The sequence below is a fragment of the Phytohabitans maris genome (assembly GCF_031085175.1).
Lineage (GTDB): Bacteria > Actinomycetota > Actinomycetes > Mycobacteriales > Micromonosporaceae > Phytohabitans > Phytohabitans maris.
On record NZ_JAVHUY010000029.1, the window covers coordinates 60,393 to 83,193 of the forward strand.

The 22,801-nt window shown below is 71.7% G+C and carries 21 protein-coding genes and 1 pseudogene; 8 read left to right on the plus strand and 14 right to left on the minus strand.

Annotation, left to right across the window (positions count from 1 at the left end; all coding sequences use genetic code 11):
• Positions 1-68 precede the first annotated feature (68 nt).
• Both RB614_RS27530 and RB614_RS27535 read right to left on the minus strand, forming a co-directional pair.
• On the minus strand, positions 69-857 hold the full coding sequence (locus RB614_RS27530) for an FHA domain-containing protein (RefSeq protein ID WP_308715554.1): 789 nt from the start codon (positions 855-857) through the stop codon (positions 69-71).
• A gap of 104 nt (positions 858-961) precedes the next feature.
• Positions 962-1,537, minus strand: coding sequence for a hypothetical protein (locus RB614_RS27535; protein WP_308715555.1), 576 nt, complete (start codon positions 1,535-1,537; stop codon positions 962-964).
• Between the two features lie 105 nt (positions 1,538-1,642).
• Here RB614_RS27535 and RB614_RS27540 point away from each other — a divergent pair, with 105 nt between their 5' ends.
• Both RB614_RS27540 and RB614_RS27545 read left to right on the plus strand, forming a co-directional pair.
• Positions 1,643-2,644 carry a hypothetical protein gene (locus RB614_RS27540; protein ID WP_308715556.1) on the plus strand — a complete coding sequence of 334 codons (1,002 nt, stop codon included), beginning with the start codon at positions 1,643-1,645 and terminating at the stop codon, positions 2,642-2,644.
• Positions 2,645-2,730: 86 nt separating this feature from the next.
• On the plus strand, positions 2,731-3,279 hold the full coding sequence (locus tag RB614_RS27545; protein WP_308715557.1) for a helix-turn-helix domain-containing protein: 549 nt from the start codon (positions 2,731-2,733) through the stop codon (positions 3,277-3,279).
• Positions 3,280-3,298: 19 nt separating this feature from the next.
• Here RB614_RS27545 and RB614_RS27550 read toward each other — a convergent pair whose 3' ends face one another.
• Positions 3,299-4,522, minus strand: coding sequence for a metal-dependent hydrolase family protein (locus RB614_RS27550; RefSeq protein WP_308715558.1), 1,224 nt, complete (start codon positions 4,520-4,522; stop codon positions 3,299-3,301).
• A 183-nt stretch (positions 4,523-4,705) separates the two neighbouring features.
• Here RB614_RS27550 and RB614_RS27555 point away from each other — a divergent pair, with 183 nt between their 5' ends.
• Entirely contained in the window at positions 4,706-5,260 is a 555-nt protein-coding gene (locus RB614_RS27555; protein ID WP_308715559.1) for an SMI1/KNR4 family protein, read from the plus strand.
• Between the two features lie 372 nt (positions 5,261-5,632).
• A complete protein-coding gene (locus RB614_RS27560; RefSeq protein WP_308715560.1) occupies positions 5,633-6,691 on the plus strand; it encodes a glycoside hydrolase family 43 protein in 1,059 nt (352 codons plus the stop codon).
• A 66-nt stretch (positions 6,692-6,757) separates the two neighbouring features.
• On the opposite strand, the pseudogene RB614_RS27565 reads toward RB614_RS27560, so the two are convergent.
• The 10 genes and pseudogenes from RB614_RS27565 to RB614_RS27610 form a co-directional block, all read right to left on the minus strand.
• Positions 6,758-6,889, minus strand: a pseudogene (locus RB614_RS27565) (superoxide dismutase, Ni); the annotation flags it as partial.
• A gap of 82 nt (positions 6,890-6,971) precedes the next feature.
• Positions 6,972-7,973, minus strand: a complete 1,002-nt coding sequence (locus RB614_RS27570; protein WP_308715561.1) for a sugar-binding transcriptional regulator — start codon at positions 7,971-7,973, stop codon at positions 6,972-6,974.
• A gap of 104 nt (positions 7,974-8,077) precedes the next feature.
• On the minus strand, positions 8,078-9,031 hold the full coding sequence (locus RB614_RS27575; RefSeq protein ID WP_308715562.1) for a transketolase family protein: 954 nt from the start codon (positions 9,029-9,031) through the stop codon (positions 8,078-8,080).
• A complete protein-coding gene (locus RB614_RS27580) occupies positions 9,028-9,918 on the minus strand; it encodes a transketolase (RefSeq protein WP_308715563.1) in 891 nt (296 codons plus the stop codon). The genes RB614_RS27575 and RB614_RS27580 overlap by 4 nt, the downstream gene beginning before the upstream one ends.
• Entirely contained in the window at positions 9,915-10,907 is a 993-nt protein-coding gene (locus RB614_RS27585) for a sugar phosphate isomerase/epimerase family protein (RefSeq protein WP_308715564.1), read from the minus strand. The genes RB614_RS27580 and RB614_RS27585 overlap by 4 nt, the downstream gene beginning before the upstream one ends.
• Positions 10,908-11,001: 94 nt before the next feature.
• The gene (locus tag RB614_RS27590; RefSeq protein ID WP_308715565.1) at positions 11,002-11,988 is read right to left on the minus strand and encodes a D-ribose ABC transporter substrate-binding protein; all 987 of its coding nucleotides are present in this window, start codon (positions 11,986-11,988) and stop codon (positions 11,002-11,004) included.
• 13 nt (positions 11,989-12,001) lie between these two features.
• The gene (locus RB614_RS27595) at positions 12,002-13,153 is read right to left on the minus strand and encodes an ABC transporter permease (protein ID WP_308715566.1); all 1,152 of its coding nucleotides are present in this window, start codon (positions 13,151-13,153) and stop codon (positions 12,002-12,004) included.
• Positions 13,150-14,706: a sugar ABC transporter ATP-binding protein gene (locus RB614_RS27600; RefSeq protein WP_308715567.1), complete on the minus strand. Its 1,557-nt coding sequence runs from the start codon at positions 14,704-14,706 to the stop codon at positions 13,150-13,152. Before RB614_RS27600 ends, RB614_RS27595 begins: the two co-directional genes overlap by 4 nt.
• A complete protein-coding gene (locus RB614_RS27605) occupies positions 14,703-15,368 on the minus strand; it encodes a DUF2291 family protein (protein ID WP_308715568.1) in 666 nt (221 codons plus the stop codon). The genes RB614_RS27600 and RB614_RS27605 overlap by 4 nt, the downstream gene beginning before the upstream one ends.
• A 27-nt stretch (positions 15,369-15,395) precedes the next feature.
• The gene (locus tag RB614_RS27610; RefSeq protein WP_308715569.1) at positions 15,396-16,901 is read right to left on the minus strand and encodes an FGGY-family carbohydrate kinase; all 1,506 of its coding nucleotides are present in this window, start codon (positions 16,899-16,901) and stop codon (positions 15,396-15,398) included.
• A 268-nt stretch (positions 16,902-17,169) separates the two neighbouring features.
• Between RB614_RS27610 and RB614_RS27615 the strand changes: the two genes are divergently transcribed.
• Both RB614_RS27615 and RB614_RS27620 read left to right on the plus strand, forming a co-directional pair.
• Complete coding sequence (locus RB614_RS27615; RefSeq protein WP_308715570.1) at positions 17,170-18,759, plus strand: DUF1593 domain-containing protein; 1,590 nt, start codon at positions 17,170-17,172, stop codon at positions 18,757-18,759.
• A gap of 233 nt (positions 18,760-18,992) precedes the next feature.
• Complete coding sequence (locus tag RB614_RS27620; RefSeq protein ID WP_308715571.1) at positions 18,993-20,381, plus strand: hypothetical protein; 1,389 nt, start codon at positions 18,993-18,995, stop codon at positions 20,379-20,381.
• Positions 20,382-20,396: 15 nt separating this feature from the next.
• On the opposite strand, the gene RB614_RS27625 is transcribed toward RB614_RS27620, so the two are convergent.
• On the minus strand, positions 20,397-21,011 hold the full coding sequence (locus tag RB614_RS27625) for a hemerythrin domain-containing protein (RefSeq protein WP_308715572.1): 615 nt from the start codon (positions 21,009-21,011) through the stop codon (positions 20,397-20,399).
• 60 nt (positions 21,012-21,071) lie between these two features.
• On the opposite strand from RB614_RS27625, the gene RB614_RS27630 reads away from it, so the two are divergent.
• Positions 21,072-21,770: a helix-turn-helix transcriptional regulator gene (locus tag RB614_RS27630; protein WP_308715622.1), complete on the plus strand. Its 699-nt coding sequence runs from the start codon at positions 21,072-21,074 to the stop codon at positions 21,768-21,770.
• A gap of 28 nt (positions 21,771-21,798) precedes the next feature.
• Complete coding sequence (locus tag RB614_RS27635; protein ID WP_428983118.1) at positions 21,799-22,599, plus strand: YwiC-like family protein; 801 nt, start codon at positions 21,799-21,801, stop codon at positions 22,597-22,599.
• The last annotated feature ends 202 nt before the right edge of the window (positions 22,600-22,801 follow it).

Genomic DNA, 22,801 nt, shown 5'->3' on the forward strand with positions numbered 1-22,801 from the left:
CGCCGCCGGTCGTCGTCTGGGCCCGGCGCAGCCCGGCAAGGATTTTCGAAACAGGGGCTAGCTACACCCTATTCGAGGTCATCGATCATCTTGAGGTCGTTGGGGGTGAGTGTCGCGGTCTTGACAGTCAGTTCGACCAGCAGGTTGTGGCTGAGCTTGGTGCCGACCGGCTGATCGACCTCGGCCTCCACCAGGCCGCGAACCCCTTTCGCGTGCAGGTGCAGCCGGACCGGCTCGATGACGTGGTCGATCTTCCGCAAGGTCCACTTCTCGTCCGGCCACAGCTCGTTGAGGTGGTCCACCGTGCCTTGCCTGGTCAGCGGCTGCGGGTCCGGGTCGCCGCTGCGCAGGTAGCGCTGGCCGAGGACGGCCAGGACCCGCCGCTGCCGCGGGGTGAGCGGCCAGACGTGCTGTTCCACTGTGCGCCCGTCCGGGACCGGGTACGGCTGCCGGCCTCCGTGCGGGCCGTTGATGTACAGGTGCAGGATGTGTTTCCGGTCGTTCGACCCGGTGATGACCAGCGTGGTGTGTCCCGGATCCAGCGGATGCTCCTCGTCCGCCTTGTGGATTCGGCGGCCGCCGGAGATCTCGATGGGCAACGATCCGGTGTTTCGCAGCCACCACCACTGCTGTCGATGCACCAGCACACCGTGGGTGCGGCTGACCCGCAGGTCGTCCTCGCCGAGCCGCAGCCCCTCCGTGGCCGGGTCCGGGGCGCGTCCGAAACACAGCCGTGCCCCGGGACCGGCCTCCACGGCCACCGCGCCGTTGAACCCCCGCACGACGAGTGCGTCCGGGCTGGTCCACGGCTCGCCCTGGCGCGGGACACCGCTACCGTCGATGCGCGCGATCGCCATGATCTCCCCTATGACTCCGCACAGTGTACGGAGCGGCATCCCGACCGCGCCCCGCCGGTGAGCTCGTAGAGACGCCGAACCCCGTACCGAGTGGTGCCAGCCGGTCAGCCCGACACCAGGCGCAGCACGGCCGCGCCGTCGGCGGACCAGCCGACCAGCTGCATGTGCTGCGCCCCCGGCTGCGGAGTCGGCCGCACGGGCACGCCAGCGGCCGGACATCCGGTGAAGCCCGCGCCACCGCCGGCCCGGTAGAACGTCACGACGGACCCGCACGTGCCCTTCAACGTGCCGGAGCCTTCGTAGCCGGTGCTGAAGGTCAGCTTGAAGTCCAGCGAGTCGTCGCGCCGCACCTTGGTCACCGCGAGGGTGCCACCGCGCACCTTGATCCGGACCGGCCGCGGCACGTACACCTCGCAGGTGCCGTCCGCGCAAGCCGCGTACCGGCGCCGGTCGGCGGCCGTGGGGCGGGGAGCGGGCGACGGTGAGGCCGTCGCGACGCTGGGGGACGGGCTGGCGGACGCGGCGACCGCGGTCCCCGCCGGCGTCGCGGTCCCGGTCGCGGACGCGCGACCGCCGCCGGACGAGCCGCATCCGGCCACGAAAAGGGCCGCGACCACAGCGGCGGCAGCTCGCCACGGAGCCTTCCGGGGCCGCGCGAGGGTCAACTGGGCAACGGTCATCGGTTCTCCTCCGCACTCGCCGGAGCACTCGCCGGACCCGCACGTTCTAGCGCGAACGTCCTGGGACCCCTCCCGCCGCCGACCGGATACCGTGCGGTCGGGCTGATGGCAGGGGACGCCGTCATGGCCCTCGGCGGCGCGGGGAGGGGACAACTGGCCTTGGACGACGTAGAGGTCACGTACACACCGCCGCCCAGAAGGCTGGACGACGACAAGGCCGGCGCCCTCGGCAAGATACGCCGCTCCATCTACACGCTCTACCGCCGGCTCTCCGCGGCCACAATGGACGGCTACTCCACCAGCGTCGATCCCGGCGATGTCCACCTCGGCGACCGGGAGGATCCGCCGGCCGGGATCGCGCGCATCGTCCGTGCCCTGGTGAAGCATCTCCGGCTGCCGGACACCCGGATGACCGTCGCGATCCAGGCGATGCCGCCTGGCCACGCCGGGCGGGTCACGCTCGGCGCGTGGCAGCGCGACGAGTACTTCGTGGAGATCGACTCGGGGATCGTCGCGCGGCGGCGGGACGTCGGCGCGGTCCTCGCCCACGAGGTGACGCACGTCTTCCTTCAGTACCACGACCTCCGGTACGAAGACGAGATCCTCACCGACACCGCCGCCGTGTACCTCGGCGTGGGCTGGCCCCTACTCAACGCCCACCGCACCGATTACACCTACTCGTATTCGTATTCACAACGGCTCGGCTACCTCAGCCTGGGGGAGTACGGCTACATCCTGGGCAGGCGGGCCATCCGCTTCGGGGAGGACCCACTGCCGTTGCTGACCGGCCTCCAGGGGCAGCGGGCCTACGAACACGGATACGGCCGTGCGTTGGGCGAGTGGGGCGTACCACCGCTGGCGTCGGCCACCGCGGCCGGCCGGCGCCGGTACGAGAAGGATCGCGACCGCGTGCGGCGCCGCCTGGACCGTGGCGTGCCGCGGCCCTACGACGCGGCCCGCGGCGACGGCTACACCTTCTCCGGCCGCTCCCCGCTCAAGGTCGCGTTTGCCTGCCCGGGGTGCGGCGTGCACGTCCGGCTGCCGGCCTACACGAGCGTGGAGGTCCGGTGCGAGGTTTGTGACAGCCTCCTCGACTGCGACGCGTAGGGGTACCGGGCCGTTACCCTCGTCGACGTGCTCGTCTCCCTTCTCGCCAGCGGTTCGCCGGCTGGTGACCGGCTGCGGGACTCGCCATGACCGCGGCGGAACACGACCGGCCGGCCGCGTCGGTCGGGCAGCTTCGGGCCCTGGCCCATCCGCTGCGGCTGCGGATCCTGCGGCTGTGCCGTGACCGTGAGCTGACCAACAAGGAGCTCGCCGACGCGCTGGGGATCGCTCCCGGTACCGCGTTGCGGCATGTGCGGGAGCTGGTTCAGGCCGGGTTCCTGGTCGCGGGCGAGGCCCGTACCGGCAACCGGGGCGCCCGGGAGCGGCCGTACCGGTCTACCGGCATCTCGACCGCCCTGGCCGTGCACCACGTCGGTCACGCCGAGCTGTCCCGCCAGGTCGAGTTGGCCACCGTCGCCGCGTACCACGCCGAGCTCGCCGCGGCACCGCCCGAGGCCATCCGCAGCCACCTGCGATGGACTCTGCGCCTGCCGCCGGCCGCGCTGGCCGAGATGACCGAACGGATCGAGGCCATCCTTGGCGAGTACGCCGACCTCGCCGATCGCCACGGCGGCGGCGAGGCGATCACCACCAACCTGCTGTGGAGCCTGCACGACGTACCGCCGCCACCGTGACCACCCGACCGGCCGGGCGTTACCCACGCTGTCCACTGTGGACGAGTTTGCCGTCCTGGTGGACCGAGACGATGCGGTCGGCGAGAGTGGCGACGTCGAGCGGGTCGCCGTCGACGACGACGAGGTCGGCGCGTTTGCCCGGTTCGACGGTGCCCAGATCGGCGTCGAGCCCCATCAGCTCGGCCGCCGACCGGGTCGCCGACCGGAGCGCCTGCGCCGGCGTCATGCCGCAGTCGACCAGGAGCCCGAGCTCCTCCAGGTTACGGCCGTGGGCGGTGACCCCCGAGTCGGTGCCGAACGCGATCCGGATCCCGGCGGCTATCGCGCGGCGTACCGATCGGGTCTGGCTCTCGTGGAGCACGCGTGCCTTCTCCAGCATGTGCTCGGGGTAGGAGATGCCGTGCGCGGCGGCGGTGAGCACGCCGCTGTTGGCCATCAGGGTGGGCACCAGCCAGGTGCCCCTGGCGAGCATCAGGTCGATCGCCTCGTCGTCGAGGAGGTCGCCGTGCTCGATCGACCTGACCCCGTTTCGGACCGCGACCTTGATGCCCTCGGTCGACCGGGCGTGGGACATCACCGAGATGCCGGCCGCGGTCGCCTCCTCGACCATGACGGCGATCTCGGCGTCCCGGAAGTGACCCAGCAGCGGGTTGGCCCGCGCCGGCGACACAACCCCGCCACTGGTGGCCACCTTGATGACGTCGGCACCGGCCCGGATCAGCTCCCGGACCTTGACCCGAACCGCGTCCGGGCCGTCCACCACGCACGCCGGCCGGCCCGGATGCGGGGTGAACACGCCGGTCGGGCAGCAGCCGGACGGCTCCCAGTGATCGCCCTGGCCACCGGTCTGGCTTACCTGCCCGATCGAGACGTGCACCCGCGGCCCGGGGATCATGCCGCGCCGCTGCGCCTCCTTCACCCCCAGGTCCGCGCCGCAGGCATCGCGCACGGTGGTGATGCCGACCCCGAGGGTGGTGCGCATGTTCAGCGCTGCCCGGTAGAACTGGATCGAGAACGGCTCGTGCAACTGGGCCGCCTGGTCGTACGGCCCGACAATCAGGTGAACGTGGCAGTCGAACAGGCCCGGCAACACCGCACGGCCGGCGCAGTCGACGACCTCGTCGCCGTCCAGGCCGGTGCCGACCGCGACGATCCGGCCGGCCTCCACCGCCACGTCCGCCGGTGCCGGCGCGGCACCCGTCCCGTCGAACACCTGCCCGCCCGCGAACACCACCCTCGCCACGCCAGGAGTCAACCAACTGATTGCAGAAAACGCAATGAGTTGGTGGCTGGCCAGCGTCGTCCCAGGGCCTCGAGTTCGCGGCAACCCCTTGCCGGCCGCGGCCGGCGCCGCACACATGGTCCACAGGACCGTGGCAGGATTTCCCGATGGCCCCACACCGCCGAGGACTCCTGGGATCGGATCGTGAGCTGGCTGTGCCACCACGCGCCCGTATCCGCAGCCCACATCGGCCAGCCGGCGACCCAGGACGACATCGCCGTTGTGGAAGCCCTGTTGGACCGACCACTGCCTGCCGACCTGGTGGCATGGTGGCGTCGATCCTGTGGCGCGACCGGATTTGTGCAAGGACGGCTGATACCGGGTTACACCCCATGCACCGTCGACCAGGCGGTGGATCACCGTGAGCTGATGCTGGACATCGCCTCCTGTCAGGACAGGGCGGAAACCGCGACACTCGTCGCCACGCCCGCCGGCTCTCCCCGCACCCCGTACTGGTTGCCGGTGTGGCTGCCCATCGCGCACGACGGCGGCGGCTGCAACCTGTTCATCGACCTGCGCCCCGGCCCGCTGCACGGATGCGTCATGCAATGGGACAAGTACGAAGCCGCCGGCCTGAAGCCACGCTGGCCGAGCGTCGCGACGATGCTCGCCGAGATCGCCCACGCACTCCAGCACCACACGGACGTCGACGGCTACCAGCCCGAAGCCCTCGACGACGGCACTCTCGACTGGGTCTGACCACAGCAGAGTTCGAACCGATACGTTCAGGAACATTCAGGCTCGAACACGAGTAGCGGCGATGTGCGATGAGTCGCCACAAGGCGGATGCGACGGCTGCCAGAGATCGGCGATGGTCGACGGGTTGACAGTCCGGCCTGTTATCGCTAACACTCCTCCGTAACACCAAATTAACGGGCGATCACAAGCGGCGGCGCCGACACCACCGGTACGCGGCTTTGCGGTTGATCGCTGCCACCCGTGGTGGCTTCCGTGGGCGCACGTCGCGGCCCCATCCACGCATTGATCCCAACTCGGGGAAGGCGGCTAGGAATGTTAGCGTTCACATTTTCTCGCTCCGGCGCAGATCCCCATGAAAGGAACCCGATGTTCGTGAAACGCAGGCTGAAAACGGCGCGACGGCTGCTCGTCGTCGCCGCCGTCGCCGTGCTCGCCTCGGTCCCGGGCGTAGCCATCCCCGCCGCGCCGGCGCTCGCGGCGCCCGGACCGTCGTTCACCAACCCCCTCGTCGGCACGCCCAACAGCGCGGATCCCTCCATCGTGTACAGCGGCGGCAACTGGTACTACATGGCCACGACCTGGTCCTCGAGAATCGTCATGCGCACATCGTCCACTATGGCCGGTCTGAAGACCGCGCCGGAGCGGACGGTGTTCACCCTGACCGCCGGACCTGGCTGCTGCACGATGTGGGCACCGGATCTGCAATGGATCAACAACCGGTGGTACATCTACTTCTCGGCAGAGCCGTCGCCGGGCCAGGGCCAGCGCCGGACCGGCGTGCTGGAGAGCTCCGGCACCGACCCGCTCGGGCCGTACACCTATCGGGGCATTCTCAACCTGGAACCCAACGGTGGGTGGGCGATCGACGGCAGCGTGGTCCGGTTCAACGGCTGGGTGAACCACTTCGTCTACTCCGCGTTCCGCGGCGGGGAGCAAGGGCTGTTCATCGCCCCGATGTCGTCGCCGGTACAGGTTTCCCGCAACGGGGTTCGGATCTCGTCGCCGACGCTGTCGTGGGAGCGGCAGGGCGGTGCGGTCAACGAGGGCCCGTACGCCGTGTACAACGGCGGGAGGACGTTCCTGACGTACTCGGCCAGTTCCTGCAACACGCCTGACTACAAGCTTGGCACGCTGACCTGGACCGGTGGCGACCCGATGTCGGCCAGTTCGTGGACGAAGAGGTCGACCCCCATCTTCCAGCGCAGTGACGCCAACGGCGTCTACGGCCCGGGCCACGCCTCCTTCGTCAGGTCGCCGGACGGGGCCGAGACGTGGATTGTCTACCACGCCAACTCCTCCACCAGCCAGGGCTGCGGCACCACCCGCACGACGCGGGCCCAGAAGATCGGCTGGAACTCCGACGGCACGCCCAACCCGGGCGTCCCGGTGCGCACCGGGACCTCGATCGCCGGCCCCTCCGGCGACTCGTGAAGACTCCTGACCGGCTCGGCCTCGCGAGGCCGGGGCTCGCACGCATGGAACGGACGCCGGTGAGGTTCAGCTCCGCTTGGTTTCCCAGAAGATTTTCGAGCTCTCGTCGATCTTCGTGAGCGGTTGCTCGGCGACGGCCGGGCCGGCGGAGCCCTTGGCGCCGCCGGCGCCGGCCAGCTCGGTGGCCTCGTTGGAGAGCGCCTGCTACCGGGGGTACCGCCGGGTTGCGAGCCCCCTCGGCCGACCGGCGGCCGCGTCGTGGGGCGAAGACGCCGTGACCTCAGCCCGCCTCGACGAGGTCGGTGGCGACGGTGAGGTCGGTGATGAGCACGTTGACCCGCTTGCCGAGCAGCGCGCCGCGGATCGCGGTGGTCTTTTCCGGACCGCCGGCGACGGCGATCCGGCGCGGGATGGCCTGTAGCTCTTCCGGGCTGACGCCGAGGATGCGGTCGTCCAGGGGAGTGTTGACCGCTTGGCCGGCCGCGTCGAAGAAGCGGAGGCAGACGTCGCCGACGGCGCCGCCGTTGTTGAGGGCGTCGCGGTCGGCCTCGGCGATGGCGTTGCCGCTCTCGCGCAGCAGGGGGGAGGGCTCGAGGCTGCCGATGCCGACGAGCGCCATGGTCAGTTTCGGCCAGGTCTGGACGACCTCGGCGACGGTCGGGTCGCGCAGGAGGGCGTCGCGGGCCGCCGGGGTGCCGAGCATGGCGGGTGCGGGCATGAAGAGCGGGTCGGCCCCGGTCATGCTGGCGAACCGGCTGATCAGGTTGTTGGCCCGGATCTGGACGCGCGGGTTGCCGACGCCGCCGACGATCTGGACGACCTGGTCGACGACGCGGTTGCGGGACGGTCGCATCCGCTCGACCGCGGCCAGGAGGCTGGCGCTCCAGGAGGAGATGCCGACGCTGTCGCCGCCGGTGAGGGTGGTCTCCAGGTAGTCGGCCGCGGCGGCGCCGAGGGCGGGGAGCAGGTCGTCCACCCCGGCGGCGTCCACCACGACGGCCTCGCGCAGGTCGAACCGCTTCTCCAGGGCCTCTTCCAGGTCGGTGTGCACGCCGGGGGGCAGGGAGACCGTGGTGCGCACGATGCCGATCTCGGTGGCGCGCTTGAGCAGGCGGGACACGCGCGCCTGGGAGATGTGCAGCTCCTCGGCGATGGTGGTCTGCCGCAGGTTGCGCTCGTGGTACATGCGCGCGACCTTGGCGACGAGCCGGATCTGGTCGTCGCTGTACGCCGGTCGTCGGGTCGTGCCGACGTTGTCGTCTTCGACCACGGCTATGGTCACGCCTCCGCGTAATTCTTCGTCATTGGCTACCTATTCCAGGATGAGATCCTAACGCCGGGTGGCCAACCGCCGGGGTGACCCGCGTGGCCACCCCGGTGCCGCGTTCAGCGGCCCAGCGCGAGGCGGGCCGCCTCGACGATGCCGGCGGCGGAGATGTGGAAGTGCTCCAGCAGCCACCGCGCCGAGCCGGTGGGCGCGAACACGTCGGGTACGCCGACGAACCGGACCGGTACCGGATGGTGCTGGACCACCGTCTCGGCGACCGCCCCGCCGAGCCCGCCGGTGGTGAGCGCCTCCTCGACGGTGACGATGGCGGCGGTCTCGCGCGCGGCGGCCACGACGGCCTCGACGTCGAGCGGCTTCACGGTGGGCATCGACAGCACGCGGGCGGTGATGCCGAGGTGGGACAGCTCGTGCGCGGCGTCCAGGGCGGGCGCGACCACGGTGCCGTTGGCGACGATGGTGACGTCGTCGCCGTCGCGCAGGGTGGTGGCCCGGCCGGGGGCGAACCGGTACCCGGCCGGGTTGACGTCGGGCACGCCCATGCGGCTGACCCGGACGAAGACCGGCCCGGAGTGGTCGGCCGCCCACCGGATGGCCTGCGCGGTCTCGGCCGGGTCGCTGGGCACGACCACCGTGAGGTTGGGGATCACCCGCAGCCAGGCCAGGTCCTCGATGGAGTGGTGGGTGGGGCCGAGCTCGCCGTACGCCATGCCGGGGCTCATGCCGCAGAGCGTGATGTTGTGGTTGGAGTACGCGGCGTCGACCTTGATCTGCTCCATGGCGCGGGCGGTCAGGAAGCACGACGCGGCCGACACGAAGGGGATCTTGCCGCCGTTGGCGAGGCCGGCGGCGACACCGACCATGTCCTGCTCGGCGATGCCGACGTTGATCAGCCGGTCCGGGAAGCGGCGCTTGAACTCGCCGAGCTTGCTGGAGCCGACCGAGTCGTTGACGACCACGACCACCCGCGGGTCGGCCTGGGCCAGCTCGATCAGCGTCGCGGCGTACGCGTCGCGGCAGTCGTGCAGGACGGGTTGGGTGGTGCTGGTGGTCACGGGGTCTCCAGTTCGGCGAGCGCGGCGGCCACTTCGTCGGTGTTGGGCACCTTGTGGTGCCAGGCGACTTCGTCGCTCATGAAGGAGATCGGGTGGCCCTTGACGGTGTGCGCGATGACGAAGGTGGGGGTGCCGGGTACCGGCGGGCGGGTGAAGGTGTCCAGCAGCGCGCCGTGGTCGTGCCCGTCGACCTCGACCACGTGCCAGCCGAACGCGCGTGCCTTGTCGGCCAGCGGGTCGAGGTCGTTGGTCTCGGCGACCCGGGCGCCCTGCTGCAGCCGGTTGCGGTCGACCACGGCGGTGAGGTGCTCCAGCCGGTGGTGGGCGGCGGTCATCAGCGCCTCCCAGTTGGAGCCCTCCTGCAGTTCGCCGTCGCCGAGCACGACGAAGGTCCGCCGGCGCGAGCCGTCGAGCTTGCCGGCCAGCGCGGTGCCGACCGCGACCGGCAGGCCGTGCCCGAGCGGGCCGGTGTTGGCCTCCACGCCCGGCACCTTCGTGCGGTCCGGGTGCCCGTTGAGCTTGGACAGCGGCCGCATGAACGTGTCGAGCGCGGCCGGGTCGAGCAGGCCGGCGGCGGCGAGGGTGGCGTAGAGGGCACCGGCCGCGTGCCCCTTGGAGAGGATCAGCCGGTCCCGCTCGGGGTCGTCGAGCCGGCCCGCGCTGATCTCCAGCACGTGCAGGTAGAGCGTGGCGAGGATGTCGATGACGGAGAACTCGCCGCCGACGTGCCCCAGCCCGGCCGAGTGGATCATGGCGATGTCGCGGCGGCGGATCAGCCGGGCGCCCTCGCGGATGTGCGCGACGACGGCCTCCCGCCCGGCCTCCGCGCCGATCCGGCCGAGAACGGGCAGCGCCGTGCCGGGCGTGGTGATCGGGGCCGCGCTCACCGGTCCACCGCCATCGAGCGCAGCAGCGCGTCCTGGACCAGCCGCTGCGCGGTCAGCGCGTCCTGCCGCTCCTGGGCCGCCTGCAGCGCCGGGATGTCGAGCAGGTCCAGCCCCCGGTGTACGGCCTTGAGGAACCGGATGGAGAGCCGGGCCGCCTCGACGCTGTCCTCGCGGAATGGGAACTGGTCGAGCTGCCACACCCCGTTCCAGTCATTGATCTTGAGGGTGTAGAAGAACTCGAAGATCTCGGTGAGGTGGACGGTGCCCACCACCAGGTCGTCGTCCCAGCCGCGCAGGTTGTCGTTGACGTCCATGCCGAACAGGCGGCCGTGGTCGATGAGCAGCTGGGCGGCGTCGGCGGGCGACTCGCCGCCGTAGAGGGAGTGGCCGAAGTCGAGCAGCACGCCGACGTTGTCCAGGCCGATCTGCTGGATGCCCAGCAGCGCGCGGGCGGCCGAGTCCCAGGTCATGTGCACCCGCGGCTCGCGTGGCTTGTACTCGATCGCGAAGCGCAGGTCGGGGTGGGCGGCGGCGAGCTCGCGCATGCCGTCGACGGCGAGCGACCACAGCCGCCGGTGGTTGACCTGGAACGGGTAGTCCCAGCCGTCCTGGCCGGGCCAGATCTTGACGTAGTCGGCGCCGAGCTCGCGGACCACGCCGGCGGCCTCGTGCATCAGGTCGAGGGCGGCGGCGCGGGCGGCCGGGTCGGGGTTGGTGAACGCGCCCTTGGCGAACCGCCGCAGGTAGATCTCCGGGGTGATGCCGATCGCGCTGAGGCCGGCGGCGGCGAGCGCGTCCTTGACCTCGGACAGGCCGACACCGGGGGTGAACGGGTAGTTCAGGTCGACCACGGAGAGCTCGCCGACCTCGCCGGCGCGGGCGATCGCCTCCAGCGTGGTGACGGCGGGACCGTAGCCGTCCACGGCGTACCGGTCGACGTAGCTGGCGAAGTGCCACAGTCCGGCACCGAACCTCGGTTCGCTTGACATATCTATTCAACTCCGAAATCTGATTCAAGTGAAGCTTATCAGAACCCGGTGGGGGCGCAAGATCGTGTCCCGCGCCCCCACCCGGGGCCCGCGGCTACTTGAGGGCGAACAGCGTGTACGAGTCCGCGTTGTCCTTGTTGATCAAGGCGCAGTCGATCGACTGCTTCTCCGGCTGGGTCGCCTTGCCGGTGCGGATCACCTCGTCGGCCTGGGTCACCGCCGTCTCGGCGATGAGCACGGCCGGTTGCAGGCCGGTGGCGAGCAGCTCACCGGTCTTGATCGCGGCGACCGCGTCCGGGCTGCCGTCGAACCCGGCGATGATCACCTTGCCGGACAGGCCGGCGGCCTTGACCGCGGCCAGCGCGCCGAGCGCCATCGTGTCGTTCCCGGCGATGATCCCCTTGATGCTCTTGTTCTTCTGCAGGATCGTCTCGGTCTTGGTGAACGCCTCCTGCTGGTCCCAGTTCGCGGTCTCCTTCGCCGCCACCTTCAGGTCCGGGTACTGGGAGATCACGCTGGCGAAGGCGCTGGAGCGCACGCCGGCGTTGGTGTCGGAGGCCTTGCCGGTCAGCTCGACGTAGCTGCCCGCGTTGCCCATCGCCTTGACGAACTCCTCGGCCACCAGCGAGGCGCCCTGGGAGTTGTTGGCCACGATCTGGGCGGTGGCCACACCGGTCTCGTTGATCTCCCGGTCGATCAGGAACACCTTGACGCCGGCGTCCACCGCCTTGCGGATCGGGCCGATCGAGGCGTCGGCGCCGGCGTTGTCCAGGATGATCGCCTTGGCCCCGGCGGTGATCGCTGAGTCGATCAGCTCGGACTGCTTGTTGGGGTCGTCGTCGTGCGACGTCGACGTGGTGGTGTACCCGAGCGACTTGGCCTTGGCGTCGGCGGCGTCCGCCTCGGCCTTGAAGAAGGGGTTGTCGTGCGACGGGGTGATGATGGCGATCAGGCCGCCGGCGGCCGAGCCGCTGGCGTCGCCACCGGCCGGTTCGTCACCGTCGTCGCTGCCGCACGCCGCCAGGGCGAGCGCCCCGGCGACCAGCACGGCGGCCATTCTCCATCTGGGGGGACGTGACATCGGTGGTGCCTCCTTAATCGGGGACTTTCTCGGGGTGGGGTGCCGGCGACGGCGGTGGCGGGCCGGTGCGGGCCGCTGCCGCGGTCGCCGCCGAGGAGCGTTTGAGGCGCTGCTGGCCCTGGTCCAGCAGCACGGCGAAGATGATCACCGCGCCCTTGATCACGATCTGCCAGAACGTGGAGACGCCGACCATCACCAGGCCGTCGGAGAGGAACCCGATCACGAACGCGCCGACCAGGGCGCCGCGGACGGTGCCCCGGCCGCCGGCCAGCGACGCGCCGCCGATCACCACGGCGGCGATCGCGTTGAGCTCGAAGGTCTCGCCGGTCTGCGGCGCGGCGGAGGTCAGCTCCGAGGCGATGATCAGGCCGACCATCGCGGCGCAGAAGCCGGAGAGCATGTAGACCCACATCTTGACCCGGCGGATCGGCACGCCGGAGAGCTCGGCGGCCCGTTCGTTGCCGCCGACGCTGTACAGCCAGCGGCCGAACGGCATCCGGCGGATCAGGACGGTGGCCAGGGCGGCGAGCAACACCATGATCCAGATCGAGGTGGGTATGCCGACGATCCGGCCGCCGCCGAGAAACCCGAAGCCGGTGTTGCCCAGCTCCGGGCTGCCGGACAGGCGCGGGAACGTGGAGCCGTTGGAGATCAGCAGGGCGATGCCCCGGGCCACGTAGAGCATGCCGAGCGTGGTGATGAACGGGGCCAGCTTGAACCGCGACACGAGCAGGCCGTTGATCGCGCCGACCACCATGCCGACCGCGAGCGAGATGACGATGACCGCCCACACCTGGGGGTACAGCACGACGTCGAGGGAGTTGATCTGCCAGCCCTGCAGCAGGACGCCGGCGACGACGCCGGAGAGCCCGACGATCGACCCGACCGACAGGTCGATGCCGCCGGTGAGGATGACCAGCAGCATGCCCAGCGCGAGGATCGCGTTGATCGCCACGTGCCGGGTCATCGTGATGAGGTTGCTGCTGGTCAGGTACGTGTCGGAGAGCGAGGCGAAGACGACGACGATCACCGCGAGGGCGATGAACGCGCGAAGTTCCAGCGCCGCGTCGCCCAGCCGCCGGGTCCACGCCGGGCGGGGCCGGGCCGCGGGCTCGGACGCGCCGGCCGCGGCCGGTCGGCTGGTACGGGTACTGGTCCCGGTCATGCGGTGGCTCCGTTCGCGGGTGGGGTCGGCTCGGCTTCGCCGGAGACCGCCATGAGCTGTTCCTTGCTGGTCGTGGCCGGGTCGAGCAGCTGCATCACCCGGCCGCGGTACATCACCACCACGTGGGTGGCCGCGTTCAGCGCCTCGCTCAGCTCCGAGGTGGCGAACAGCACCGCGACGCCGCGCCGGGCCTGCTCGGCCATCAGCGCGAAGATGTCGGCCTTGGCGCCGACGTCGATGCCGCGGGTCGGCTCGTCCAGCAGCAGCGCGCGGGGCTCGGTGAGCAGCGCCTTGCCGATGACGACCTTCTGCTGGTTGCCGCCGGAGAGCGAGGTGATCGGCGCGGTCGGGCCGGCCGCCTTGACCGTGACGTCGGCGCTGACCCGGTCGATCGCCGCGGACTCGCGCCGGCCGGCGACGAACGGGCCGAACAGGAACCGCCCGATCGAGGCCAGCGAGAGGTTGTCGCCGACCGACATGGTCTGCACCAGGCCGTCGCGCTGGCGGTCCTCGGGCACCAGCACCAGGCCGAGGCCGATCCGCTCGCCGACGCTCGCCCCGGTGACGTCCCGGCCGTCGACCCGGACGGTACCGGCGCGTGCCGGCAGGCGGCCGGCGAGCGCCTCGAGCAGCTCGGTGCGGCCGGCGCCCATGAGGCCGTACAGGCAGACGATCTGTCCGGCCCGGACGGTGAGGCTGAGCTCCTCGACGGCGAGCCGGGCCGGGTTGGTCGGGTCGACCACGCTCAGCCCCTCGATCTCCAGGACCGGGTCGCCGGCCGGCAGCTCCAGCCGCGGGTACAGGTCGTCGGGGCTGCGCCCGACCATGTTCGCCACGATCCAGGCCAGGTCGACCTCGGCGGCCCGCCCGGTGGCGACCAGCGCGCCGTCGCGCAGCACCGCCACGTCGTCGGCGATCTCCAGCGCCTCCTCCAGGTGGTGGGAGATGTAGACGACCGCCACGCCGTTGCCGGTCAGCTCGTGGATCACCCGGAAGAGCACCTCGACCTCGGAGGCGCTCAGCGCGGAGGTGGGCTCGTCCATGATGAGCACCCGGGCGTCCAACGAGATGGCCCGCGCGATCTCGACGATCTGCTGCTGGCCCAGGCGCAGGTCGCCGACGAGGGCGTCCGGGTCGATCGGCTCCTCCAGCCGCTCCAGCAGCGCGGCCGTCGCCTGCCGCTGGGCGCGCGAGCTGACCAGGCCACCGCGGCCGGTGCGCTCGCGCCCGAGGAAGACGTTGTCGGTGACGCTGAGGTTGGGGCAGAGGTTGAGCTCCTGGTGGATGATCGCCACGCCGTGGGCGACCGCGTCCGCCGCCGATCGGAACGCGACCGGCTCGCCGTCCAGCTCGATCGTGCCGGTGGAGGGCTGCTCGACGCCGGCCAGGATCTTCATCAGCGTGGACTTGCCCGCGCCGTTCTCGCCGAACAGGGCGGTGACCGCCCCGGCGCGGACGCTGAAGTCGACGCCCTTGAGCGCGTGCGTGCCGCCGTACACCTTCGCGACCGCGCTGGCCCGCATGACCACCGGCCGGCCCGCGGCCGGGCTCATGGCGCGATCTCCAGGCGGATCGGGGTGACCTGGATCAGCTTCGGGTTGCCGCCGTACGTGAACGCGCCGACGAACGACACCTGGCTGCCCTCCGCGCCGGCGGCGTCCACTCCGGCCAGTACCTTCGCCTTGACCTGGTTGTTGAGCTCGGTCGACGCGTCGGCGTACTCGAGCTGGTTGAGGAACTGGTCGAACGTGATCAGCCCGGTCGCGTCGCGCAGGGCGGTGCCGTTGATCGCCGGCCCGATCTGGAGGCTGACCCGCACGCCCTCGGGCAGGCCGGCGATCTCCAGCGGCAGCAGCGTGCCGGAGACCTTCCCGGCCACGCCGGTGCCGGAGGCGGCGAACGCGTACCGGGCGTTCGGGCCGTCCCGGTGCCCGTACCGCTCACCGGCGGCCTGCGGGTCGGCGGCGATCGCGGTCAGCAGCTCGGCGATCGCGGTCGCGTTCTTCTCGATCGCGGGCACGACCTCCGAGTCGTACCGCTCGGTGGCGTACTCGGTGGCGTCGAAACGGTGGCCGCCCGCGGACGCCGCCTCGTCCGTGTCGACCACCTTGGTGGTCGCGGCGATCGCGACCGCCAGCGCCAGCAGCAGCACGCCGGCGATCAGCGACGGGCGTCGCAGCAGGGTCACGGCGGCGGGTCGGGCTCGTTGGGTCATCGCGGGGTCGTCCTCTCCTGAGGTGGGTCAGCGGCCGGTGCCGGGGGATTCGGCCAAGGGGGTGCGGACCCGCGACCGGGCGACCGCACCGGACCAGGCCGCCCGCCGGGCGGCCCGCACGCCGGCGGCGAGCGCCGGCTCGACCAGCGTCCCAGCGGCCGCCGGCGCCGCCTCAACGCCGGGGGAACCGGCCGGAACGGGCGAAGCGGTCAGGCCCAGGGCCTGCCGGGCGAGCGTGGCCGCGCCGAGCGCCGACGCGTCCGGCAGGTCGGTCACCCGCACCGGCCGGCCGAGCAGGTCGGCCTGGATCCGCATCAGCCGCCGGCTGGCCGTGGCCGCGCCGTCCGCGTGCAGCACCTCGATGGCGGCCCCGGGGCTCGCCTCGATCGCCTCGACCACGTCGGCGACCTGGTGCGCGACGCTCTCCAGCGCGGCCAGCGCCAGGTGCGCGCGCTCGGTGCCGCCGGTGACGCCGGTGAGCAGGCCGGTCGCGGACCGGTCCCAGTACGGCGCGCCGAGCCCGGAGAAGGCCGGCACGAAATGCACGCCGCCGGTGTCGTCCACCGCCTCGGCGGCCTTGTCCAGATGGGTGGCGTCGGGCAGGTCGAGGGTGCGGGCCATCCACGCCAGCGCGGCGCCGGAGGCGATGATGTTGCCCTCCCGGGCGTACGTCGGCCGGCCGGTCAGCCAGGCGAGCGTCGTGGCGACCCCGGCCGGCGGGTCGTCCAGCCGGGCCACCGGCGCCATCACCGACGAACCCGTGCCGTAGGTCGACTTGCCGCTCCCGGGCAGCCGGCAGCCGTGCTGGTACAGGGCGGCGTGCGAGTCGGCCAGCACGGCGGCCACCGGCAGCGCGGGCGGCAGGAACCCCAGGTCGGCGGTGACCCCGAAACCGGCGTCCGAGGCGCGGACCTCCGGCAGGACGGCGCGCGGCACGCCGAACGCGTCGAGCAGCTCGTCGTGCCAGTCCAGCGTGGCCAGGTCGAACAGCAGCGTGCGGGAGGCGTTGCCGGCCTCGCAGGCGAACACCGCCCCGCCGGTCAGCCGCCACACCAGCCAGGCGTCGACCGTACCGAGCGCGACGCCGGCCCCGCCCGGCCCCGCCGCCCCCAGCAGCCAGGCCATCTTGGGCGCGGAGAACATCGGGTCCAGCGGCAGGCCGGTGCGCCGGCGTACGGCCCCGCCGAGCCCCGCCCTCGCCAGCTCGTCGCACCGGTCGGCGGCCCGGGCGTCCTGCCAGCCCAGCACCGGACCGATCGGCCGGCCGGTGCCCCGGTCCCAGGCCACGACCGACTCCCGCTGGTTCGACACGGCGACCGCCGCCGGCGTCACGCCTGCGGCGGCGGCCAGGCAGTCGCGCACGGCCAGCTCGACGCTGCGCCAGATGTCGGCGGCGTCCTGCTCGACCCAGCCGGGACGCGGAAACGCGACGCCGACCGGGGCGGAGCCGCGCGCCAGGACCGTACCGCCGGCGTCGACGAGCAGCGCCTTGGTGTTCGTCGTGCCCTGGTCGACCGACAAGACCGCGTCCATCACCCACCCGCTAGCGAATATCCATTCGACCTTGAATCAACTAGCGATCAGGTTACGGCTCGTTGGCGGCGGCGTGTCAAGGGCTGGTTGCGTACTCGTTACCGGTTCGGGCGTCCCGCGTGCTCCCGCCCATGATCATCACCCACCGGAACTCCTTGACGGCGGATTGCCGGCCCGTTACGGTGCCGTTGCATAGTTCATCCATAGTGAATTTCTATTCACGTGAGCCGCCTTTCAGCACGGGGGAGACGCCGCAAAAGGAGAAGCGATGAGCGGGCAAGTACCGGTGGCCGGGTCCGGCCGCTGGAAGAGGTACGCGAGAGTCTGCCTGTCGATGGCCGTGGTACTCGCGCTGCCGGCGACGGTCGGCGCCGCCCAGGCCAGCGCCGAGCCGCGGGCGACCGACCGCGGAGGCTCGCACGGCGACGGCGACCGGCGCGACAAGCCACGCACGATCGTCACCACTGACATCGAGACCGACGACTACAACTCGGTGATCCGCTACCTGCTCTACACCAACGAGGTCGACACGGAGGCGATCGTCTACACGAGCTCCCGGTTCCACTTCGCCGGCGACGGCAAGGGCACGCCGTTCTTCCTGCCCGGCCGCGAGTACACGGAGCCGGTCACCTCCTGGCGGTGGACCGGCACCGAGCACATCCAGAACCTCATCGCCGAGTACGCCAAGGGGTACCGCAACCTGCTCAAGCACGACCGCGGCTACCCGACGCCCCAGCACCTGCTCAGCCTCGTGAAGGTCGGCAACATCAACTTCGAGGGCGACATGGCCGCCGACACCGAAGGCTCGGACGCCATCAAGAAGGTCCTGCTGGACAACAAGGGCGGGCCGGTCTACCTGCAGGTGTGGGGCGGCAGCAACACCATCGCCCGCGCGCTGCTCTCCATCGAGGAGCAGTACCGCGACACGCCACAGTGGACGAAGATCTACGAGAAGGTCTCCGCGAAGGCCGTCATCACCATGCAGGGCAAGCAGGACACCACCTACGACCAGTACATCAGCGTCAAGTGGCCGAAGATCCTGACCACCAACGTCGGCTCCGGCACCTGGGGCTTCTACGGCAAGAACTCCACCAAGCCGGTGGACCCCGAGGCGCTCAAGTACTTCGACGGCCGGTGGATCGCGGCGAACATTCTGGAGAACGGCCCGCTCGGCGACAAGTACCGGGTCTGGGGCGACAAGAAGGCCCTCGCCGGCGACCCGCTCGACATCTTCGGCGACCTGACCAACACCAGCGGCTGGCTGCCGCCGCGGGAACGGTTCGACTTCCTCTCCGAGGGCGACAACCCCGCCTTCATCTACCTGTTCGACACCGGGCTGCGCAGCCTGGAGGACTGGACGTACGGCGGCTGGGGACACCGGGTCGTGCAGAGCACGACCACCCCGAACTACTGGGTCTCCGGGCCGGCGGAGAAGAACAAGGCCGGCGTGGAGGTCCGCGGGTACGGCAGCGGCCGGTGGGCCGAGGCCGAACAGCTCGACTTCGCCGCCCGGCTGGGCTGGATGAGCGCCGACAGCTACGCCGACGCCAACCACCACCCGGTCGTCAGCGTCAAGAGCGGCGTGGACGTCAAGGCCCGGCCGGGCAGCCGGATCACCGTCAGCGACGCCGTCCGCGACCCCGACGGCGACCGGGTCGGCGTCCGGTGGTGGCAGTACCGCGAAGCCGACACCTACGCCGGCGAGGTGGCCATCGCCGACAGCACCGCGCTCCGCACCGCCGTCACCATCCCGGCCGACGCCAAGCCGGGGGAGACCGTGCACCTGATCCTGGAGGCCACGGACACCGGCAAGCCGGCGCTCACCCGGTACCAGCGGGTCATCGTCCACATCGTCTGAGACCGGGAACGTCCACCGGTGGGTGCCGCCCGCGACCTGGCTCGGGGCGGCACCCACCGCCGTCCGGCGCCGCTCTGGCTCCACTAAGGACCTGGCCGTCCTGGCGCGCCGGTCCTCGCCGGCCCCGCTCCGGCTGGCGCGGCGCACGCCGACCGATGAGTTTGGCCTCCTCCGGCGGTCAATAGGAGGTATCGACCTCGATGGGAGGTCGACCGCCCTACTGGGGGACGAGTATGAAGAAGGTGTTTGTGGCACTGGTCGCCGGCCTGCTGGTCGGCGGGTCGGCGACGAGCGCGCCGGCGGAGGCGGCCACGGGCGGCCGGCACAGCTACACCGGCGTGATCGACGGCGCGGAGTATCGGGTGGAGACACCGGCGGACTGGAACGGCACGCTGGTCTTGTTCAGCCACGGCTACTATCCGCCTGACTTCCCGATCCAGGACATACTGGTGGCCAACGCCGAGGAGAGCGAGGAGTGGCTGCTCGACCACGGCTACGCGCTGGCCGCCTCGATGTACCAGGACGACGGCGTCGGCTACCTGGTCGAGGACGCGATCCAGGACCAGTTGGCGCTGCTTGACTGGTTCGAGGCGAATCTGGGTAGACCACATCGGACTGTGGTGACTGGACAGTCGCTCGGCGTCGCGATCTCGACGCTGCTCGTCGAGCGGTACCCGCGGCGGTTCGACGGCCTGCTGACGCTGTGCGGTGCCTATGACCCGTTGAACACGTTCAACACGGCTCTGGACGTCAACTTCGCGGTCAAGACGCTGCTCGCCGCGGGCGAGGACATCGACCTGGTGGGCGCCGCCGATCCGGTCGCCAGCCGCGACGCGATGGTGGCGGCGGTCGACCGGGCGCGGACCACGCCGCAGGGGCAGGCGCGGCTCGCGCTGGCCGCCGCGTTCGGCAATGTCACCGGGTGGTACTTCTCGTTGCAGCCGAAGCCGACCGACCCGGCCGGCTGGATCCAGCAGCAGGTCGAGTGGGTCAAGTGGGCGAAGGTCTACGGCAACGGTCCGGTCGCGTTCGCCGGCATCGCCGAGGTGGCCGGTGGCAATCCACTGTGGAACGCCGGAGTGGACTACGCCCGGCAGCTCACGCGATCCAGCCAGCACGACGCGGTCCGGCGGGCGTACCGGGACGCCGGGCTGGATCTGCGTGCGGACCTGGCCACGCTGGCGGCGGCGCCGCGGATCGCGCCGCGGCCCGGTGCGGTCCGCTACATGTACCAGTACGGGGTGCCGGTCGGGCGTACGCCGGTGCCGGTGCTGTCGTTGCACACCACGGGCGACGGTGGGGCGTCGCCGGACCAGGAGCGGTGGTACGCGCGGCAGGTCCGCCGCGCCGGCGATCCGGGCCAGCTGCGCCAGCTGTACGTGGAGCGGGGCGGCCACTGCTCGTTCAGCGCCGCGGAGGAGGTGACCGCCCTGCGCGCGCTGCTGGCCAAGGTGGAGACGGGCCGGTGGCCGGAGACCAGCCCGGGCCGGCTGAACGCGGCGGCGAACGGGTTCGACCCGCACTTCCATCAGGTGCTGGACCTGGGCACCTTCACCAAGGGCGTGCTGCCGCCCGGGTTCACCCGCTACACCCCGCCCACCACGCCGCGGCCGTCCCGCTGACGCCGCAGGCACGTCTCACCGCTGCCCGCCGTGCCTTGTGTGGTCGCGGCCGGCGGCGGTGAGACCAGTCACGCCGCGGTCGCTCGCGTCGCCGCAGCCGCAGTCGCCGTGGTCGCCGGATGCCCGCGCGGTGCCGAGCAGTTCGTGCATGCCGTCCAGCAGGTCGGCCAGGGACACCTGCTCGGCGGTGACCAGCAGCGGCAGGATCAGGTCGTTCTCCTTGGCCAGGTGCGCGGCGAACAGCGCGGACAGTGCGCGGGCCGCCGCGGCGGCGGTCATCGGCGTGGTCGCGGTCTCCACCTCGCCGACCAGGGCGGTGATCGCCCGGTGTTCGGACATCATGCCGTCCACGAGCAGTTGGCCGCCGGGTTGGGCGGCGGCGCACGGGTACATGGCCGCCTCCTCGGCCGCGGCGTGCGGTAGCAGTTCGGCGTGCAGCCAGCCGGTCGGCTGGTCGCGCCGCTGCCAGGTGCGCCGTGAGCTGCCGATCGAGGCCGCCTCGAGCAGCGCCGCCACGTGGTCGGCGAGCGTGGTGGCGAGGGCGGCGTGATGGCGAACGACGGCCCGCGCGGCGCGGCGATCGGCGGCCTGGCGGGTCTGGTCGGCGTGATCTGTGTTCGGCTGTGACATGGCACCCCGTCCCTATTTTTGAGGTCGTTCGACGTTATAACGTTAGTCGACATGGAAACTGTGGGGACAGGCCCTTCGGGCGAGACGATCGACACCCCCCGGCACCGGGCGCTCGGCTCGGCCAGCCGGGTGACGATCCTGCGCCTGGTCGGCACCGCCGACGCCGGCCTGACCGCCGGCGACGTCGCCGAGCGGACCGGTCTGCACTTCTCGACGGTGCGTGCCCACCTGGACCGGCTGGTCGAGGCGGGTCTGCTGGTCAAGGCGCGGGCCAGCGGCGGGACACCCGGCCGGCCCGCGTGGCGGTACCGGGCCGCCGCCGCCGAGCCGGCCCCGGCTCCGTACCGGACCCTGGCGGCGGCGCTGCTGGCGCACCTGGCCACCGCCGGCGGCGGCCGCCCGGCCGCGGTCGCGGCGGGGCGGGCGTGGGGCAACCAGCTCGCGGCCGGCGAGGCCGGCGCCGCCGGCCCGGTCGAGACGGCGGTGGCTGTGCTGGACCGGCTGGGGTTCGACCCCCGGCGCGAACCGGGGACGGCCGAAGGCGAGGTGGAGGTGCACCTGCGCACGTGCCCGTTCCTGGAGTTGGTCGGGCAGCAGCCCGACGTGATGTGCGCCCTGCACGCCGGCATGATCAGCGGGGTCCTGCGGCGCGCCGGCGCACCGGACGGCGAGGCCGTCCTGGAGCCGTTCGCCGCGCCGAACGCCTGCGTCGCCCGGCTGCGCGGCCCCGACCCATCGGCGGGGGCGGGGTCACGATGATCCGGTCCGACCGATCCGTGAACCCGACATGGCGGCGAGCGCGGGTTCCTGGCCACCTGAAGGGCGCGCCATGACCACGCCGCCGACCACCCCACGCCGCCCAACGGCGCCGCGCCGGCGCAGGCTGCGCCGGTACATCCCGCCCCAGCACGGGGCCTGGGCCATGCTGCTGCTGCCCTGGCTGGCCGGGGTCCTCACCACCGGGTTCACCTGGCCGCACCTGCCACTGCTCGGCGCCTGGCTGGCCGGCTACCTGTTCAGCTACTACCTGCTGCAAGCCGTCAAGACCCGCCGGCCCGGACGGGTCCGCGCCCAGCTGTGCCTCTACGCCGCCCCGACCGCGCTGCTCGCCGCGCCGGTGCTGGCCCTGCGGCCGCAACTGCTCTGGTACGCCCCGGCCTACGCGACCCTGCTCGCGATCAACCTCGGCTACGCCGCCCGCCGTAACGAGCGCGCCCTCCTCAACGACCTCGCCTCCGTGGCGCAGAGCTGCCTCATGGTCTTCGTCTGCGCCACGACCAGCACAGCACCACCGGCCGAGGCGCTGCCCGCGTTCCTCGTCGTGACCGGGTACCTCGCCGGCACCGTGCCCTACGTCAAAACCATGATCCGCGAGCGGGGCCACACCGGCTACTACCGCGCCTCCGTCGCCTACCACCTGGCGATCCTCGCCGCGGCGGCCTGGTGGCACCAGCCGATCGCGATCCTGTTCGCCCTGCTGCTGGCCCGCGCGACGGTCTTCCCCAAACGACCCATGGCCCCGAAACAGGTCGGCATCATCGAGATCGCCGCCTCGCTCCTCCTCCTGCTGATCCTCGCGGTCACCTGATCGCCCCGTGCCCGGGGCCGCGTCTTGTCCGCCGCCGCCGGGCGAGCGGGCGTCGGCGTGGCTGGCGGCGGTCGCACCGTGGAGGGTCAAGGGCCCATGGTCCCGAGCCGCGGTGACGTGCGGCGCTACCGACGCCCCTACCAGGGTGGAAAGGCTGGGCGTCGGCCATGTTCGACGTGCGGAAGAGGTGCCGGGTGACGGC

Bases quoted from the DNA above. Each gene is read 5' to 3' on its own strand.
- RB614_RS27530 (WP_308715554.1), bottom strand. From the start codon at position 857: ATGGCGATCGCGCGCATCGACGGTAGCGGTGTCCCGCGCCAGGGCGAG.
- RB614_RS27535 (WP_308715555.1), bottom strand. From the start codon at position 1,537: ATGACCGTTGCCCAGTTGACCCTCGCGCGGCCCCGGAAGGCTCCGTGG.
- RB614_RS27540 (WP_308715556.1), top strand. From the start codon at position 1,643: ATGGCAGGGGACGCCGTCATGGCCCTCGGCGGCGCGGGGAGGGGACAA.
- RB614_RS27545 (WP_308715557.1), top strand. From the start codon at position 2,731: ATGACCGCGGCGGAACACGACCGGCCGGCCGCGTCGGTCGGGCAGCTT.
- RB614_RS27585 (WP_308715564.1), bottom strand. From the start codon at position 10,907: ATGTCAAGCGAACCGAGGTTCGGTGCCGGACTGTGGCACTTCGCCAGC.
- RB614_RS27590 (WP_308715565.1), bottom strand. From the start codon at position 11,988: ATGTCACGTCCCCCCAGATGGAGAATGGCCGCCGTGCTGGTCGCCGGG.
- RB614_RS27595 (WP_308715566.1), bottom strand. From the start codon at position 13,153: ATGACCGGGACCAGTACCCGTACCAGCCGACCGGCCGCGGCCGGCGCG.
- RB614_RS27600 (WP_308715567.1), bottom strand. From the start codon at position 14,706: ATGAGCCCGGCCGCGGGCCGGCCGGTGGTCATGCGGGCCAGCGCGGTC.
- RB614_RS27605 (WP_308715568.1), bottom strand. From the start codon at position 15,368: ATGACCCAACGAGCCCGACCCGCCGCCGTGACCCTGCTGCGACGCCCG.
- RB614_RS27610 (WP_308715569.1), bottom strand. From the start codon at position 16,901: ATGGACGCGGTCTTGTCGGTCGACCAGGGCACGACGAACACCAAGGCG.
- RB614_RS27615 (WP_308715570.1), top strand. From the start codon at position 17,170: ATGAGCGGGCAAGTACCGGTGGCCGGGTCCGGCCGCTGGAAGAGGTAC.
- RB614_RS27620 (WP_308715571.1), top strand. From the start codon at position 18,993: ATGAAGAAGGTGTTTGTGGCACTGGTCGCCGGCCTGCTGGTCGGCGGG.
- RB614_RS27625 (WP_308715572.1), bottom strand. From the start codon at position 21,011: ATGTCACAGCCGAACACAGATCACGCCGACCAGACCCGCCAGGCCGCC.
- RB614_RS27635 (WP_428983118.1), top strand. From the start codon at position 21,799: ATGGCGGCGAGCGCGGGTTCCTGGCCACCTGAAGGGCGCGCCATGACC.